At 66.5% G+C, this 17,249-nt stretch carries 15 protein-coding genes and 1 pseudogene; 8 read left to right on the plus strand and 8 right to left on the minus strand.

What is annotated here, in order from left to right:
• Window positions 1-508: 508 nt before the first annotated feature.
• The 3 genes and pseudogenes from rpsF to rplI form a co-directional block, all read left to right on the plus strand.
• A complete protein-coding gene (rpsF, locus tag KAJ83_RS08825; RefSeq protein ID WP_210681671.1) occupies window positions 509-976 on the plus strand; it encodes a 30S ribosomal protein S6 in 468 nt (155 codons plus the stop codon).
• 36 nt (window positions 977-1,012) lie between these two features.
• Window positions 1,013-1,255 (plus strand): 30S ribosomal protein S18, encoded by a 243-nt coding sequence (gene rpsR / locus KAJ83_RS08830; protein ID WP_210681672.1) that lies wholly within the window; start codon window positions 1,013-1,015, stop codon window positions 1,253-1,255.
• A 14-nt stretch (window positions 1,256-1,269) separates the two neighbouring features.
• Window positions 1,270-1,830 (plus strand): annotated as a pseudogene (rplI, locus tag KAJ83_RS08835) (50S ribosomal protein L9); the annotation flags it as partial.
• A gap of 273 nt (window positions 1,831-2,103) precedes the next feature.
• Here the strand turns inward: rplI and KAJ83_RS08840 are convergent.
• Window positions 2,104-4,332, minus strand: coding sequence for a xanthine dehydrogenase family protein molybdopterin-binding subunit (locus tag KAJ83_RS08840; protein WP_210681674.1), 2,229 nt, complete (start codon window positions 4,330-4,332; stop codon window positions 2,104-2,106).
• Window positions 4,333-4,336: 4 nt separating this feature from the next.
• A complete protein-coding gene (locus tag KAJ83_RS08845) occupies window positions 4,337-4,798 on the minus strand; it encodes a (2Fe-2S)-binding protein (RefSeq protein ID WP_210681675.1) in 462 nt (153 codons plus the stop codon).
• Window positions 4,799-5,034: 236 nt separating this feature from the next.
• On the opposite strand from KAJ83_RS08845, the gene KAJ83_RS08850 reads away from it, so the two are divergent.
• Complete coding sequence (locus KAJ83_RS08850) at window positions 5,035-5,952, plus strand: AraC family transcriptional regulator (RefSeq protein WP_210681676.1); 918 nt, start codon at window positions 5,035-5,037, stop codon at window positions 5,950-5,952.
• 4 nt (window positions 5,953-5,956) lie between these two features.
• Here KAJ83_RS08850 and KAJ83_RS08855 read toward each other — a convergent pair whose 3' ends face one another.
• From KAJ83_RS08855 to KAJ83_RS08870, 4 genes are read right to left on the minus strand one after another with little or no spacing between them, the layout of a single operon-like run.
• Window positions 5,957-8,143 carry an alpha-ketoacid dehydrogenase subunit alpha/beta gene (locus KAJ83_RS08855; RefSeq protein WP_210681677.1) on the minus strand — a complete coding sequence of 729 codons (2,187 nt, stop codon included), beginning with the start codon at window positions 8,141-8,143 and terminating at the stop codon, window positions 5,957-5,959.
• Window positions 8,144-8,173: 30 nt separating this feature from the next.
• On the minus strand, window positions 8,174-9,322 hold the full coding sequence (locus tag KAJ83_RS08860) for an acetyl-CoA acetyltransferase (protein ID WP_210681678.1): 1,149 nt from the start codon (window positions 9,320-9,322) through the stop codon (window positions 8,174-8,176).
• Window positions 9,319-9,699 (minus strand): Zn-ribbon domain-containing OB-fold protein, encoded by a 381-nt coding sequence (locus KAJ83_RS08865; protein WP_210681679.1) that lies wholly within the window; start codon window positions 9,697-9,699, stop codon window positions 9,319-9,321. Before KAJ83_RS08865 ends, KAJ83_RS08860 begins: the two co-directional genes overlap by 4 nt.
• Window positions 9,696-11,192 carry a hypothetical protein gene (locus KAJ83_RS08870; RefSeq protein WP_210681680.1) on the minus strand — a complete coding sequence of 499 codons (1,497 nt, stop codon included), beginning with the start codon at window positions 11,190-11,192 and terminating at the stop codon, window positions 9,696-9,698. Before KAJ83_RS08870 ends, KAJ83_RS08865 begins: the two co-directional genes overlap by 4 nt.
• A gap of 322 nt (window positions 11,193-11,514) precedes the next feature.
• On the opposite strand from KAJ83_RS08870, the gene KAJ83_RS08875 reads away from it, so the two are divergent.
• From KAJ83_RS08875 to KAJ83_RS08890, 4 genes are all read left to right on the plus strand, one after another.
• Window positions 11,515-12,822 (plus strand): TRAP transporter substrate-binding protein, encoded by a 1,308-nt coding sequence (locus KAJ83_RS08875; RefSeq protein ID WP_210681681.1) that lies wholly within the window; start codon window positions 11,515-11,517, stop codon window positions 12,820-12,822.
• 188 nt (window positions 12,823-13,010) lie between these two features.
• Window positions 13,011-13,538: a TRAP transporter small permease gene (locus KAJ83_RS08880; protein ID WP_210681682.1), complete on the plus strand. Its 528-nt coding sequence runs from the start codon at window positions 13,011-13,013 to the stop codon at window positions 13,536-13,538.
• 58 nt (window positions 13,539-13,596) lie between these two features.
• A complete protein-coding gene (locus tag KAJ83_RS08885; RefSeq protein ID WP_210681683.1) occupies window positions 13,597-14,907 on the plus strand; it encodes a TRAP transporter large permease in 1,311 nt (436 codons plus the stop codon).
• Window positions 14,908-14,919: 12 nt separating this feature from the next.
• Window positions 14,920-15,873 carry a DMT family transporter gene (locus KAJ83_RS08890; RefSeq protein WP_210681684.1) on the plus strand — a complete coding sequence of 318 codons (954 nt, stop codon included), beginning with the start codon at window positions 14,920-14,922 and terminating at the stop codon, window positions 15,871-15,873.
• A gap of 24 nt (window positions 15,874-15,897) precedes the next feature.
• On the opposite strand, the gene KAJ83_RS08895 is transcribed toward KAJ83_RS08890, so the two are convergent.
• Window positions 15,898-16,725, minus strand: coding sequence for an SDR family NAD(P)-dependent oxidoreductase (locus KAJ83_RS08895; RefSeq protein ID WP_210681685.1), 828 nt, complete (start codon window positions 16,723-16,725; stop codon window positions 15,898-15,900).
• Window positions 16,722-17,210 carry a VOC family protein gene (locus KAJ83_RS08900; protein WP_210681686.1) on the minus strand — a complete coding sequence of 163 codons (489 nt, stop codon included), beginning with the start codon at window positions 17,208-17,210 and terminating at the stop codon, window positions 16,722-16,724. Before KAJ83_RS08900 ends, KAJ83_RS08895 begins: the two co-directional genes overlap by 4 nt.
• Window positions 17,211-17,249 lie beyond the last annotated feature (39 nt).

Consider the following 17,249-nt stretch of genomic DNA (forward strand, 5'->3'; position numbering starts at 1 on the left):
AATGCCGCGCGTCGTTCATTGCCACCACCTTGCTGAAAAGCTCTCCTTCCCTTGTGCCGTGATTCGCTTGTTTTTCAAATAATTTTTTTCATTTTATTTAATTATCCATAATAATACACAATATCATGTGTATATATGTGGCTCGACATGCTGATTATTTACATATTTTTTGAGGATTTTACATTGTTGTTATTATCAGCCCCACGAATCTAACCCGAATCAGAACCGAATCTCGCCGTCCTCTACTATGGCCGGGAATTCGCCGGGTCGCGCGGCGGGGACCGCCGCCAGGACGGGCGCCAGGACGGGCACCGGGGCGGGCGCGGTAGACTTGCAAAGCCGGGGGGAGGGCTGTAAAAGCCGCGCTGTCCGCGTGGGCGGACGATTTTCCATAGCTCCTTGCCGGCGGGGGATCGCCCCGTCGGCTAGGTCCGTGCGGCGACGGAACCGGCCTCCTAAGGGGCGGGCCGATCGCGACGGGCCGGGAACAGCCGAAGGGAGTGGCGATATGCCGAATTACGAGCTCGTGCTCATCGCGCGACAGGACGTCTCGGCGTCCCAGGTCGAGACCATCACCGACGAGATCAAGAACGAGATCACCGGTGCGGAGGGAACGATTTCCCGCCACGAATACTGGGGTCTGCGCAATCTATCCTATCGCATCAAGAAGAACCGCAAGGGCCACTACGTCCTGCTGAACTTCGAGGCGAAGCCCGACGTCGTCACCGAGATGGAGCGCAAGATGCGCCTGCATGACGACATCCTGCGCTTCCTGACGACCCGTACCGAGGATCTGCCCGAGGACGCTTCCATCGTCATGCAGCGGCGCGAGGAGCGCGGCCGAGGCGATCGTGGTGACCGCGGCGATCGCGGCGATCGCGGCCCGCGCGGCGGCGATCGTGGTGACCGTGGGGGCGATCGCGGCCCTCGTGGCGACCGCTTCGAGCGCGGCGGCGACCGCGCCGAGCGTTCCTGATCCAAGACGCCGACTTAAGAGAAGGAGACCCAACTCATGGCGACCCGTCCCGCACCGCGGCGTCCGTTCTTCCGCCGCAAGAAGACCTGCCCCTTCACCGGCCCGAACGCGCCGGCGATCGACTATAAGGACGTGAAGACGCTGCAGCGCTTCATCTCCGAGCGCGGCAAGATCGTGCCGTCGCGCATCACCGCCGTCAGCGCGAAGAAGCAGCGGGCACTGGCCCGCGCCATCAAGCGCGCGCGGTTCATCGGGCTCCTGCCCTACAGCATCCAGTAAGGAGGAGCGAGACGATGAGCGTTCAAGTCATCCTGATGGAGCGGATCGAGAAGCTCGGCCAGATGGGCGACGTGGTCGCCGTGAAGCCCGGCTTCGCCCGCAACTACCTCCTGCCGCAGGGCAAGGCCGTGCGCGCCAGCGACGCCAATCTGAAGGAATTCGAGGCCAAGCGCGCACAGCTCGAGGCCGAGAACCTGGAGAAGAAGAAGGAAGCCGACCGCGTCGCCACCGACCTCGAGGGTCTTGGCGTCGTGATCATCCGCGCGGCCTCCGAGACCGGCCAGCTCTACGGCTCGGTCAATGCCCGCGACATTTCCGCCGCGATCACGGAAGCGGGCGTTACGATCGCGCGCAACCAGGTGCTGATGGAGAAGCCGGTCAAGACGCTCGGCATCTTCGACTTCCGCGTGAAGCTGCACCCGGAGGTGATCGTCACCGTCAAGGTCAACGTGGCGCAGAGCCAGGAAGAGGCCGAGGCCCAGGCCGAGCGCGTGGCGCGCGGCGAGGACGCGGTGATCACGGAGGCCGAACAGGCCGCCCGCGAGATCGCCGAGGAAGCCGAGGCCCAGGCCGCCGCGATCGCGGAAGCCGCCGCCGAGATGGCATCCGGCGACACGGCCGAGGCACTCAAGGACGCCGCCGAGGAAGCCAAGGAAATCGTCGAGGAGGTCCGCGAGGACACCGAGGACGAAACCGGCGACGAGACGGCGGACGAGGCGGGGGACGAGAACAAGGGCTGAGCCCTTCCTCTCCCCCTCGCGGTAGTCGACACGGGAACGCCCGGGATCGGTTCACGATCCCGGGCGTTTTCATTCGTGCCGATAAGGGTGGGGGGATAAGGGTGGGGGTTAGGCCGCCCCACCCCGGTTGTCGGTGAAGGGAAGCGTCCGCCACCGCACGCCGCGGCCGGCGAAGATCGCGTTGGAGACGGCCGGCGCGGCCGGCGGCGTCCCGGGCTCGCCCACGCCCGTCGGCGCCTCCGCCGAGGGGACGATATGCGTTTCCACGAACGGCATGTCGTCGATCCGCATCGGCTCGTAGGTGTCGAAGTTGGTCTGGTCGACGGCCCCGTCGGTCAGCGTGATCTTGTTGCGGATCGCATGACCGAGACCATAGCCGATCCCCCCTTCCATCTGGGCGGCGATATTGTCCGGGTTGACCGCCACGCCGCAATCGACGGCGCAGACGATACGATCGACCTTATAGGCGTCGCCCTCACCCAGCGTGACGTCCGCCACCTGGGCCACATAGCTGCCGAAGCTCTTATGCACGGCGACGCCGCGCGCCTTGCCCTCCGGCACCGGATCGCCCCACCCCGCCTTCTCCGCGGCGAGCTTGAGGACACCGGCCTCGCGCGAGCCCTCCGGCAGAAGCGCGAGGCGGAATTCGACCGGGTCGCGCCCGGCCGCCGCCGCCAGATCGTCCAGCATGGTCTCCATGACAAAGGCCGTGTGCGTGCTGCCGACGGACCGCCACCAGAGCGGCGGCACGCCGACCGTCACCGTATGCAACTCGCCCTGGAAGTTGGGGATGCGATAGCTGTTGCCGGCCACGCCCTCGACGGAGGTATGGTCGATGCCGTCATGCACCATGCCGGGTTCGAAGGCCGTGCCGGCGACGATGCTCTGCCCGACGATGCGATGGTGCCAACCGACGATATTGCCCTCGGTGTCGAGCCCCGCGCGCACCTTATGCATATAGGCGGGGCGATAATAGCCGCCCTTGATGTCGTCCTCGCGGCTCCACTGGATCTTCAGGGGTTGGGGCGTACCCCAGGCCTTGGCCAGTTGCGCCGCCTCGCCGACGATATGCGAATCATAGATCGCCCGGCGCCCGAAGGAACCGCCGGCCCACAGGGTGTTTATCCTGACCTGCGCGGCCTCGATGCCGAGGGTCCCGGCCGCCACCATCTGATCGACCGTCTGAAGCTGCGAGCCGGTCCAGACTTCCGCCATCTCGCCGTCGAAATGGATGGTGACGTCGTGCGGCTCCATCGGCGCGTGGGCCAGGAAGGGGAACTCGAACGTCCCCTCGATCACCCGTGCCGCCCCGGCGAGCGCCCCTTCGGAATCGCCGTCGGACTGGAAGACCTTGCCCGGCTGGTCGAGCAGGGCGGCATATTCGGCGCGCAGTTCCTTCGTGCCCCGCGTCTCGGCCTTGCTCTCATCCCAGTCGATCTTGAGCGCGTCGCGCCCCTTGAAGGCGGGCCAGGTCGATTTCGCCACCACGGCGATACCGGCCGGAATCTGAAGCACCCGGACGACGCCGTTGATCTTCTCCGCCTCGGACGCGTCGAAGCCGCGCACCGTCGCGCCGAATTTCGGCGGACGGGCGATGGCGGCGACCAGCACGCCCTCCGGCGCGTGGTCCAGGGCGAAGATCGGCGCCCCTTCCGTCTTCGGCTTCACGTCCAGGCGCGTCGTGGCCTTGCCGATATAGCGAAACTGCGACGGGTCCTTGAGCGTGACCGAGGACGGCGGGGACATGGCCGCCGCGGCCGCCGCCATCGCGCCGAAACCGGCGGACTTGCCGGACGCGGCATGCGCGATCGTCCCGTCATCGACCGTCACTTCGCCGGCCGGAACGCCCCAGGCCTCTGCGGCGGCGGCGACCAGCATCGCCCGGGCCATGGCCCCGGCCTCGCGATACTGAGTAAAGGAATTGGCGATCGCGGTCGACCCGCCCGTCCCCTGCACCTGCCCGAAGGCGGTGTTATTGTATTTGGAGGCATCGGCGGGCGCGAATTCGGGAGACATCTGCTCCCACCGCGCATCCAGCTCCTCCGCGACCAGCGTGGTCAGACCGTGCGCCGTGCCCTGCCCCATGTCGAGATGCTTGCTCAACACCGCGACCGTATCGTCGGGACGGATGATGACGAAGGGATTGATCAGGTTTTCGGCGGCTTCGCCGGCCGCGGCCTCCGCCCGGCCCAGGCCCGGTAAAGCCCCGCCGATCATCAGCCCCAGACCGGCCCCGCCGGTCGCGATCAGGAATTGGCGGCGCGAGGGACGAAAGCCCCCCGTGGTCCCATCGGCCGAGCCGTCGGTGTGCGTCGGATTCGAGAAAATGGCGCGCATCGGATCAGCCCTCCATCGTTTCGGCGGCGTGGTGGATCGCCTGGCGGATGCGGTGGTAGGTGGCGCAGCGGCAGACATTGCCCGACATCGCCGCGTCGATATCCGCATCGCTCGGCTTGGGCGTCTCGGACAGAAGCGCCGCCGCCGCCATGATCTGGCCCGACTGGCAATAGCCGCATTGCGGAACCTGCAGATCGACCCAGGCTTGGCGTACCGCGTCGGCCGCCTTGCCGGACAGCGCGTCGATCGTCGTCACCTCGGCCTCGCCCAAACTGTCGATCGGCGTCACGCAGGAACGCGACGGATAGCCGTCGATATAGACCGTGCAGGCGCCGCAGGCGGCAATGCCGCAGCCGAACTTGGTGCCCTTCAGCCCCAGCTCGTCCCGCAGTGCCCAAAGAAGGGGAGTATCCGCATCGGCATCGACCGTGCGCTTCTCCCCATTGACCGTGATCTCGAAGGCCATGAAGCCCTCCCTCGTCGATGGATCGGTGAATGGATGGTCCGGACGCCCCCCTAGCGGCGCCCCCAACACGTATCAAGATGGTCCCCGAAACGGGGCACGGGAAGGCGAGATGGGCCGAAAAGCTTGCCCAATCCTCCGGCAATCGAGTCATTCCCATTGTCGGGCGGCGGCGCGGCGTCCTATCTATCCTCATTCGATAGGCTGGCGAAACAGGCCGGCCCCCGGAGGTCGCGACCATGGAGCCGATGGACCAGTCCCATGCCCGTCATCTGATCGACGCGGCCCGCGCCCATGCGCGGGTCGAGGGCAAGAACATGTTGCCCGTGCCCGGCGCCGTGCTGTTCCGGGCGGATCAACGCACGCCCTGCACCTCGACACTCTACGATCCCTGCATGGTGATCGTGCTTCAGGGCTCGAAGCGCGGTTTCCTGAAAGGCAATGCCTTCCGCTACGATCCGGATACCTATGCCGTCTACACGGCCCCGATGCCGTTGGAGGTGGAGGTACTCTCGGCCAGCCCTGAGCGTCCGTTCCTGGGCGTCGCCCTGATGCTCAATCCCGGCGAGATCGCGGAACTTCAACTCTCGCTCGCTTCTGAAAATGAAATGGGCGAGGACGCTTGGGACGATATGGAAGCCGACATCCTGCCGGAGGCGGTGATCACCTCCCCCATCGACCAGGGCATGAGGGCGGCGGTCGCGCGGCTGATCCATTCGCTCGACGATCCGACGGATGCACGCGTGCTCGGCGATCTTGCCCGGCGGGAAATCCTGTTCCGCGCGCTACGCGGCGAACAGGGCGCGCGGCTGCGCGCGGTGCTGCACCGCCACGGCCGGTTCAAGCGGATCGGCGACGTGATCCGCGAGATCAATACCGACTACTCCCGCCCCATGACGACATCGGAGATGATGGGCGTCGCGGGGATGAGCAAGACCGTCCTGCATGAGAGTTTCAAGGCGGTCACGGGCCTGTCGCCGCTGCAATATGTGAAGTCGATCCGCCTTCACCGCGCGCGGGTCCTGATGCTGGAGGAAGGGATGAGCGCGCGCGCCGCCGCCTATCGCGTCGGCTATGCCAGCCCGTCCCAGTTCAGCCGGGAGTTCAAACGCCTGTTCGGCCGCCCGCCGAGCGAAAGCCAGCGCGCGGCGCGTTAATCCTTCACCCGCGCCCCATCGCGCGGCGCAGGCCGTGCTCCAACTCCGTCTGGCCGGCGAGCGCGGCGCGCTCCAGCACCTTGGAGACGACGGGCGAGGATTGCGTGCCCGCGACACGCACCACCTCGTGGTCGAGCCAGTCGAACAGCCGTTCCTGCGCCTCCTGGGCGATGCGCGCGCCGATGCCGGTGCCGTGGGTCGTCTGCTCGGCGATCACGAGGCGGTTGGTCTTGCGCACGCTCGCCTCGATCGTCTCCCAGTCGAGGCCGAGCGGGTCGAGGGTGCGCAGATCGATCACCTCCGCGTCGATGCCCGCGTTTTCCGCCCCGGCGATTGCATCGCCCACCATGGTCAGCGCGGCGAGCACGGTGACCTCCGCGCCCTCCCGGCGGACGGCCGCCTTGCCGAAGGGGATGCAATAGTCCCAATCCTGCTCCGGCACCGGCCCTTCGGTCTGGTAGAGGTCGGTATGCTCCACCACCAGCACCGGGTCGTCGCAGCGCAGGGCGGAATTCAACAGGCCGATATAATCGAAGGGCGTCGACGGCGCGACGATCCGCCACCCGGGATAAAGCGCGAAGAGCCCGCTGGCGTCCATCGAATGCTGGGAGCCGTAGCCCGCCCCGGCCGAAACGCGGCTGCGTACCAGGACGGGGGCGCTGAAGCCGCCGTTAAACATGTGACGCACCTTGGCGACCTGATTGAAGAGTTGATCGGCCGCGACCAGGCAGAAGTCCGGATACATGATCTCCACCACCGTGCGCAGACCGTTGAGCGCCGCGCCGAGCCCCAGGCCGGTGAAACCGTTCTCGCAGATCGGGGTGCCATAGAGCCGTTCCGGGAAGCGGTCGACGATACCGCGCGTCGCCCCGGCGGTGCCGCCGCGCAGACGGTGCACATCCTCGCCCATGATGATGATGGTCTCGTCGCGCTCCATGTTGCGCAGCATGGCCTGCGCGATCACGTCGGCGAACTTCATCGACTTCAGCGCATCCTGCGCGAAGTCGCCGATCTCCGCCGTACGCTGACCCTTCAATTCGGAAAGATCGCCGCGGATGCCGCTCTCCACCGTCGTGGTATCGGGCCAGAGGCTGGGGATGATACGGCGCCGATTCTCGCCCGGCGCGGTTTCCAGGACCGCGTCGGCGGCGCGATCGACGGCGATGCGAACGCGCGCATCGATCTCGCCCGCCTGCTCCTCGCTCAGAATGCCGCGCTCCTTCAGCGCCTCCGGATAGCGCAAGGCCGGGTCGCGCTCGTTCCACGCCGCTTCCTCGTCCTTGTCGCGATAGCCGAAATTGGACCCCTTGAGCGGCCCCTGCTGATGCAGGAAGCGATAGGTCTTCGCCTCGATCAGGACGGGGCCGCCCTCCTTCGCGATCCATTCGCGCGCGGTGCGCATCGCCTTGTTGACGGCGACGAGGTCCATGCCGTCCACCTCGAAGGACGGCACGCCGAGCGAGGCGCCACGGGAACTGAGCCGCGCCTCGCGCGTCTGCTCATCCACATGGGTGGAGACGGCATAGAGATTGTTCTCGACGAAGAAGACTACCGGCAGGCCGTAGATCGCCGCCAGATTGATCGATTCATAGGCCGTCCCCATCATCATCGCGCCGTCGCCGAAGAAGGCGACGGAGATGGCGTCGCGACCCAGCACCTTGTCGGCCAGCGCATAGCCGGCCGCGTGCGGGATATTGCCGCCGACGATGGCGTTGGAGCCCAGCACCCCCGCCTCCGGCAAGCGCAGATGCATCGACCCGCCCCGGCCGCCGCAATAGCCGGTATTGAGGCCCATGATCTCCGATAGCGTCGTGGTGACCGATTGCTGCATCGGGTCGGGGAATGCCTTGATGGCGATGGGGTCGTAATCCGCCGGCGTCGTGCTGTTCAGTACCTTGGCCAGGAACTGGTGATGCATCCGGTGGGTGCCGTTGATCCGATCCTGCGTGGCGAGCGCCGCCATCGCGCCGACCGCGCCGCCCTCCTGACCGCAACTCGTGTGAACCGGCCCGTGGACCAGATCCTCGGCCTTCAGATCCAGCAGCTTCTCCTCGAACCGCCGGATCAGCATCAGTTGCTCGTAGAGGCCGCGATGACGCTCCCCGGAAAGCGCCGCCCAGTCCTTGTCCGTCGTCTTCAACCGCCCCCAGGGCACATCCACACGGAAACGCTCGATATCCTTGATGCGCATGGCGTTCGCCTCCCTCCATGTCGGCACGCGTCACAGCGCGGCCGGTGTTCCCAACAAGGCGGTCGCGTTCGCCGTATACTGGCCGCCGATTCCATGACAAAGCGCGATCTCCGCGCCCTCGACCTGACGCGCCCCGGCCTCGCCGCGAAGTTGGCGGACCGCCTCGATCGCGAGGAAGATGCCGTACATCCCGGGATGGCAGTGGCAGAGCCCGCCGCCGTTGGTGTTGGCCGGCAGTTCCCCGCCCGGGGCGGTCAGCCCGTCCTTGACCGCCGGTCCCGCCTCGCCCCGGCCGAGGAACCCCAGATCCTCCAGCGCCAGCAGCGGATTGATCGAGAAGGCGTCATAGAGCTGCACGAGGTCCACCGCCTCCGGCCCCAGCCCGGCGGCCGCGAAGGCGCGCCGGCCGCTCTCGACCGCGGGCGTGCGGCAGGGGTCCTCCATCGTCGTGACCGACCGGTTGGCGACGACCGTTTCCTGGGCCAGCAGATGCACGGGCGGACGGGGCAGATCGGCCGCGCGCTCGCCGCGCACCATGACGATCGCCCCCGCCCCATCCGTCACCAGGCAGAAATCGCGCCGGCCGAACGGATCGCAGACCAGACGCTCGGCCAGCAGGGCGTCGAGGGTCGTGGGCTCGCGCAACTGCGCTTCCTCGCACAGGCCCGCCCATTGCCGACCCGCCAGGGCCACGGCGGCGAGGTGCGAGCGGTCGAGCCCATGCAGCGCCAGATAGCGCGATGCCGCCAGCGCATAGGCATAGGCCGGATAGCGAACGGCATAGGGCGCCTCGTACCAGGCGGGCCGGGCACCCGTGGCGAAGCCGCCCGCGCCGGTGCGCTGGGTACTGCCATAGGCGATCAACGCCACCTCGCATCGCCCCGCATTCAGCGCGTCGGCCGCCATGCCCAGATAATGGATGAAGGACGCCCCGCCCAGATTGCTGAAATCGACATGGCGCGGCGCGAGGCCGAGTTGGTCGATCAACTCCGGCCCGGCATAGAGATTCTGGATATCGGCGCAGAAGACGCCGTCCACCGCGTCATGATCGATGCCGGCCTCGTCCAACGCGGCGCGGGCGGCACGGGCGGCGATCTCCACCGCGGTGAAGCCGTGCGCCTCGCCGATGCCGTCGGTCGCGACCCCGGCGATCGCCGCCGGCTTCGGATGGCCCGTCATGCGCATCCCTCCGCGATCGGTTCGGCCCGCAGGCGGGGCGCGCCTTCCCCTTCCTGATCGACGCTAAGATGGACGGGCGTTCCAACCGCCGGGGGATCGCCGGTGCCGGCGGCCATCACGCGCACGCCCTCCTCCAGATCGACCAGCAGGATGGTCGCATCGCCGCCGCGCTCCGGCTTGCGACGCGCGCAGGTCGCGGCGAAGACGCGGCCCCGACCGATGGCAACCCGTTCCTCGTACCCGTCCGGGTCATGCGGACAGCCCACCGCCGGACTGCCCGGGGGATAGGCATGACGTGAACAGCGCGGACAGTAGGGCAACCGGATCTCGCCCGCGGCGAGGCCGGCCTCGAACGCGGCGCGGGGCCCTCGGGTCATCCCTTCGCCCCCGCCTCCGTTTCCGCTGCGGAGCCGGGTGCGGCGTAGCGCATCTCGAACGACCCCTTGCGCACGAAGACATTAAGGGGGCCCGGCCTGTCCGCGAGGTTCCGCACGAGGCGCACCAGCGGCGTCTCCAGCAATGAATAGGCCGCATAGTCGGGCCGGTTGGCCTTCATCATGTCCACTTCCGCGCCCTTGAAGGCGTGGCGCAGCAGAAGCTCGTCGTCGCCGACACCGGGATGCGCCTTGCGCAGGCGATCCACCACGGGCTCGCGCGCGGGCGGGGTTTCCGCGATCGCCTTCGGGCCGTTGGCGACGATGCGGTCCAGCACGTCCGGATCGACCGGCGACAGCAAGGCCCCGTAATAGCCGAGCGCGTACTTCTTCACCTCGTCCGGGATCTTGCTGTAACGCTCGCCCCCGCCGATCACGTTGAGCGTCGCCTGCACGCCGATCAATTGGGCGAAGGGCGTCACCTGGATCGGCCAGCCGAGTTCCCGGCGCACGCGCCCGCACTCCTCCAGAACCTCCGGCAGCTTGTCGATCTTGCCGATCGCGTCGAGCTGGGCCTGCAGGTTGCTCAACACCCCGCCCGGGATCTGATGCAGGATGCTGGGCGCGTCGAAATCCTGCGGGCGGCCGATCGCCATGCCGGCGCGGCGCGCGCAGGCCTCGAAATGCGCGGCGACGTCGCGCAACGCCTCGTCATCGAGATCGACCTGATAGCCGCTGGCGCGCAGATTGCGCACTGTGGTGAAGACGTTGGGCGGCGCATTGCCGTCCGCGACCGGCGGCACGCAGGTATAAAGCGTCTCCACCCCAAGCTCGGCCGCGGCCAGATAGGTTCGCTGCGGCAGGCCGATCAGGCTGTGGCTGTGCAGGCCGAGGGGACGGTCGCCGATCACCGCCTTGATGGCGGGGACGAGGGTCCGGGCCCGCTCCGGCGTCAGCACGCCGGAGGCATCCTCGATCATCACCGATTCGGCGCCGCAATCCTCGATGAACTCCCGCGCCTTCTCCGCATAGAGCGCATCGGTATGGACCGGGCTGTCGGAGAAGGTCAGCCAGCCGACCGTGCCCACGCCCAAGTCCCGGGCGCGGCGAATCGCCGCCTTCAGATTGCCGAGGTCATGCAGCCCATCGAACGCCACGAACCGGCGGATACCGTTGGCGATCAGGCGCTCGACCCACAATTCGTTCAAATCGTCCGGCTGCGGTTCGAAGCCGAGGACGCAGGCGCTGCGAATCAAGGCCTGAAGCGGTGTCCGCTCCACCCGTTCGCGAATCAGCCGCAGGCGCTCCCACGGGTCCTCCTTGAGATAGCGGACAGCGGTATCGAACTGCACCGCGCCATAGAGTTCGACCGCCTCGAACCCCGCGCGATCCATGGCCTCGGCTCGCGGCAGCATCATCGCCGTCGACATGCGCGTGGCCCAAAGGCACTGCTGGCCGTCACGCATGGTGGTATCGACAAGGCGTATCGACGTCATAAGGCGCTCCTTCCCAACACGGTGGGCCGCTTCCGGCGCGGCTCCTGTCGTTTTCTCGCCTCGAAGGCAACGCGTCCGTTGCCACCGAGCACTCCCTACATTACGATTGTTAGCGCTAACTCGACAATCCCATTGTCGACGAACTCAGGAGAAAATGGGATTGGAGCCAAAAAGTATGTTAAACTACAATGGGTTCCAAAAGACATCGGCGATTGTCGAGGCTGGGAAGGAAAAGGACATGCCGGCGGTGAATCGGCGTTGACTATATAACGATAACAACCGTTGGCACGGAAATGCCACCTAAAAGGGAGGAGTAAATCAGATGACGTCACGTGACAGGTTCGCGAGCGATAAGGAATCGGCCGCGATCATCAATCGGATGAACGAGGAGACGCTGGATACCGGCACCTCGTTCCAGACCAAGCTCGCCGGCGTTTCCCGTCGGGACTTCAATCGCCTCGCGAGCCGGTTCGGACTGACCAGCGTCCTGGCGGCCGCGGCCGGCATGGGCGGCCTGTTCTCCGCCGACGCCTTGGCGCAAACCACCAACACCACCTACGACAAGCGCTTCAAGACCGAGCCGAAACACGTTCTCAAGCTCGGCACCGTCTTCAACCAACGCCAGCACAATATCCAGCGCGCGGGCGTTTGGGATTTCGTGGTCGATCTGGAGGAACGGACCGAAGGCGCGATCCGCGTCGAAATGCTGGATTCGGGCGGTGTCTGCGCCGAGGAGAAGTGCATCCAGCAGAGCATGCAGGGCATCCTCGACATCGGCAACAGTTCCACTCAGAACGCGGCCGCGTCCGCGCCCTGGCTGAATGCCCTCGACTGGCCGTTCATGTTCCAGTCGCGCGGCCAGATGTATAACTTCTTCTTCAGCCCCGAGTCGGAGGAGTTGTTCCGCAAGCAATATCGCGAGCGGCACGGGATGGAGTATCTGTTCTCGCTCTGCGAACTGCGGCAACTCTTCATGGGCCTGAAGTGGCAGGATCGCGAGCCGATCACCAGCGTCACGCAGCTGGCCGGCACGAAGAACCGGGCGACCAATACCCAGCTCGGCCGCATCGCGATGCAGTTGATGGAACTGAACCCCGTGCCCGTGGCCTGGGTGGAGGTGCTGGACGCCATGAAGTCCGGCCTGGTCGACGGCATGGAAACCTGGACCACCGCCTGCACCGCCTTCAACATGGCCCCGGTCGTGTCGAAATATGTCGGGATCAACTTCATCCCCGGCACGCAGCATACGGCGATCAGCTCCGCGACCTTCGAGAAGCTGGAGCCGGACCTGCAGGAAGCGGTGATGGAGTCCGCCTACTATGCCCAGGTCAACACGATGCTGAGCAACGAGGCGGGCCTCGCGATCTTCTCCGGCCTGATGGAGGATCCGCCGGAGAACACCATCCTCGGCAAGAACAAGGTCGAGATGAACTTCCTCTCCGACGAGGCGATCGCGGAAGCGGAGGAGATGGCCTCCCCCACGAGGGAGGAGTATGCCGATTGGCACGAGCGCCTCAACGAATGGGGCGGCTACGACGTCTACGAGACGATCAAGGCCAAGGTTCGTTCCTTCCCGAAGGAAACCCAGGCGATCGACGTCGAGCCGCGTCGTTGGTGGCGCTCCGCCTAACGGTGGAAATGCTCGGCCCACCGCGCATCGCGCGGGCGGCATGACGTGACGCCCCGTCTTCCGCCCCGCCCCGGCCCACCGCGGCCGGGGCGGGGCGGAAGCGGGCATCGTCGCGCCGGCCCCGGACGGTGGGCAGGCCCCTCGGGGGCGTAACGTGATATCTTAATCTGAGCCGAGGCGGGGGCGAAATGGACGCACTCCTTAAAATCTACCGGTGGCTCGATGCCTATATCGAGAAATGGGTTGTCATCATCGCCTACGCGGCATGCGCGGGCATCATCTTCGTCGAGGTCGTGAGACGGTTCGTCTTCAGCGAACAGGCATCCTGGAGCACGAGCGTCCCGGCCTACATGTTCCTTTGGCTGACCTGGTTGGGCTGCTCCTACGCGGTCAAGGCGCGCGTCCATCTGCGTTTCGGGGAGGTCCGCAACCGCCTGCCCCGCACCGGGCAATATGTCATGATGCAGGTCGACTACCTGCTCTACATCCTGTTCGGCGTCGTCGTGATCTACTATTCGACCGATTTGCTGGGCCTGCAGATGATGAATTTCAGCCTCGTGCCCGGCACCGACGACATGCCCGTCTGGTGGTTCTATCTGGCGACGCCGGTAGGCTGGAGCCTGCTGCTCTTCCGCGTCCTGCAATGCGTCATCATCGACTTCCGGGACTTCACGCAAGGCCGCGAGCTCAAACTCGGCGGCGCGCTCGACGAATAGCGCCGATCGTGAATGCCCCCATCCGACCCGTCGGGTCGATATCTTCTGGAGCCATATCATGACCATCGGACTCCTGTTTCTCATCGCGACCGTCCTGGCCGTGGTGCTCTTCGTCCTCGGCACGCCCATCTTCCTGGTAATGGGGCTTTGGGTTCTGGCCGCGCATCTGATCGAGGGTTATCCGCTCGCCAATATCGGCAACGGCATGTTCGAGGGACTGAACAGCTTCGCCCTGCTCGCGGCCCCGCTCTTCATCCTGACCGGCGATTTGATCGCCGGCGGCGGCATTGCCAAGCGGATCACGGATTTCACGCTCGCGCTGCTGGGGTGGTTGCGGGGAGGGCTCGGCATGGCCTCGCTCACCGCCTGCGGAATCTTCGCCGCGATCAGCGGCTCGAACTCCGCGACCACCGCGACGATCGGCTCGATCGTCTGTCCCACCATGCGCGAGCAGAACTACGCATCCGGCTTCGCCGCCGCCACGGCCAGCGCGGGCGGTTGCGTCGGGATCATCATCCCGCCGAGTATCCTGTTCATCATCTATGGCTATCTGAACGACGTGCCGGTCTCGGAGTTGTTCCTGGCCGGCATCACGCCGGGCCTGCTGATGGTCTTCGCGATGATGGTGGCTTGCTGGGCCGTCAGCCGGAGCAAGAAATACGGCGTGCTGATCCCCTTCGAGGTGCGCAACGTCGTCCGCACCTCACCCGGCGTGTCGCTGGCGCTAGCCGCGGTCCTGCTGGTGCTCTGGGGGATCTATAGCGGCGCCTTCTCGCCAACGGAGGCCGCCAGCGTGACGGTGGCCTACTGCCTGTTCGCCGGCCTTTTCATCACGCGCGAGCTAAAGATCAAGGCGATCCCGGACCTGATGTTCCGCTCCGCCGTCATCATCGGCATCATCATCCCGCTGGTCGCCGTCTCGATCATGATGCAGCAGATGTTCGCGGTAATCGGCGTCTCGCGCTATGTCGCGGGTCTGCTGACCGAGATCGGCAGCTACGAACTGGTCATGATGGCCTGCATGGCGACGGTTCTGGTGGCCGGAGCGCTGCTGGAGTCGGTGCCGCTCACCATCATTCTTGCACCGATCCTGGCGCCGGCCGCGGTAAGCGTCGGGGCGGACCCGTTCCATTTCGCGATCGTCTTCATGGTAGGCGGCGCGATCGGCTTCATCACGCCGCCCTTCGGCCTTAACCTTTTCGTCGCCTCGACGATCACGGGCGTACCGTATTTGAAGATCGCGCGCTCGGTGCTTCCCTATCTGGGAGCGCTTATCCTGGCGTGGGTCATCATCGCGGTCTTCCCGGAGCTGACGTTGACCCTGGTGCGGCTCGCCGGGCTCGGCGGCGGCGGCCTAACGATCGACTGAGCGCCATCGACCATGACAGCCATGGAGGGTTCCACCCCCCCGCCGCCGCTAAGCCCCGGCGGCGGGGGGACGCCGGGCGGGCAGACCGGCGGCTTCAAGAGCCATGCGGCGATGCTGGCCGCGATCTTCAGCTTCGCCTCCGGTCTGATCGTCAGCAAATCACTGGTCCTGAAGGTCAGCCCCGGAGAGATCCTGATCGGCCAACTCGTGATCGGGGCCCTGCTGCTCTGGGGCTATCTTCTCTATCGGCCTGGCCGGCCGCGTTTCGGCGGCGTTTTCTGGCGCATGGCGCTCATGGGGATTTCCGCGCCGGGGCTCGTCAATATCCTGAACATCCTCGGCATGCAGCACACCAGCGCCGTCAACATGGTGATCCTCTGGGCGTTGATGCCGGTCCTGACGCAATTCGCCGGCCGGCTTTTCCTGGGGGAGGCCTTGCGGTTATCCCAGATCGTCGGCTGCATCGTCGCCTTTTCCGGCGTCATGCTGATCCTGGGCACGCGCCATGGCGAGGCGGGGAGCCTGCTCGGCGACGCGCTGATCTTCGGTGCGGTGCTCTCCTCGATCGCGACACAGCTTCTCGGCCGCCGGGTGAACCAGCGCGCCGACAATCTCTGTGTCGCCGCGGTGCAGGTGACGGCGGCCGTCGGCCTGTCGGTCGCGGTTTATCCATGGCTTTCGGACGGCCCGCCGCTTGACGGCTGGTCCGCGTCAGCCCTGGTCGAACTCGCCTATCTCGGCTTGTTCTCCACCTTCATGCTGTTCCTGTTCTACAATATCGCGTTGCGCCAGTTGCCCGTCGGACGGGTCGGGCTGCTCATGACCATGGTGCCGGCCTTCGGCACCGTCGGCGCCTCCGCCTATCTGGGGGAGCGAGTCGGGCCGACCGACCTGATCGGCCTCGCGGTCGTGATGATCGGGGTGGCGCTTCCCTTCTCGACCGGCTTGTTCAAGGGACGGCGCTGAGCCGTCGCGCCTATCGACCCTTCGTCAACCTTCCGGTCCGGGGAAGCCACCATAGGCGGCCCAGCCCGCGCCCGCCATCACGCCACCGTCCGCCGGCAGGGTAACGCCGGTGATCGCGCTCGACGCGGGCGAGAGCAGGAACTGGATCACCTCGGCGATCTCCTCCGGCCGGATCAGGCGTCCCTGGGGCGTCTGACGCAGGATCGGCTCGATATCGCGACGGCTCCCATCCGGACGCGGGGCCCGGATGAAGGGTGTGTCGGTCCATCCGGGCGCCACCGCGTTGACCCGCACGCCACGCGCCGCCCAATGCACGGCCAGCGATTGCGTCAGATTGACCAGCGCCCCCTTGCCCGCGCCATAGGCCAGCACCGGCCCCGGCCGGAAGGAGAGAACGGAGGCGAGGAACACCACCGCCCCCCCCTCGCCCGCCGCCATGCGCGCGCCGAACGCCCGCGCGAAAACATAGGCCGTGCGCACATGGCTGGTCAGGATGCGGTCGAAATCATCGGCCGCGTAGCGTTCGATCGGTGTCGCCACTTCCGGAATCCCGGCGGAAGCGACAAGACCGTCGACCGGCGGCAAGCCGCTTTCGGCGACCGCGTCGGCGGCCGCCGCCATCGCCGCCTCGTCTGTCGCATCCACGATGAAGGCGCGGGCCTTGGGGCCGAGTTCATCGGCCATCGCCTCCGCCGCCGCGCCGTTCAGATCCAGGATCGCGACCGCCGCGCCGCCCGCCGCCGCCCGGCGCGCGACGGCGGCACCGATGCCGCTCGCCCCGCCCAGAATGGCCACGCATCGCGGTGCGCCCATGTCGCGCGATACCCCGGCGCCTTCGTTCTTCTCGCTCATCTCGACTCTCCCGTCTCGGCGCGAAACTCGATGAATTCCACCACCAACCCCTCCGGCCCGATCATGTAGAAGACGCGCGTGCGCCCACCACGCAGCGACCGGGGCGAGGACCGCGTCCGAAAACCCGCCGCAAGCGCCGCGTCATAGGCCGCGTCCACGTCATCCACCTGCATGGCGATATGGACATAACCGACGTCGCATTGCTCTGCCGGCTCCATCCGGCCTTCCGGCTGGTGATAGCGGAATAGCTCGATCCGGTCCTCTCCGCGCGCCAGCATCGCCCAATCGACGACCGCGCCGGGCAAACCCACGACCTCGCCCAGCGCCGGCTCGTCGCGCGCCCGCGCCTCGCCCTCGACCGCGAAGCCCAGGACATCGACGAAGAAATCGCGTGCCGCGTCGAAATCCCGCACGCTGACCGCGGTATGATGCATTTGGCGGATCATCCCACCCAGCGGATGCGCGGCCGTTGGCATCGTGGCCATCCTTGTTCCTCCCCGGCGGCGCGAAGGTCCGACCATGCC

Origin of the sequence: Marivibrio halodurans (genome assembly GCF_017963645.1) — a bacterium.
Taxonomy (GTDB): domain Bacteria; phylum Pseudomonadota; class Alphaproteobacteria; order UBA8366; family Aestuariispiraceae; genus Marivibrio; species Marivibrio halodurans.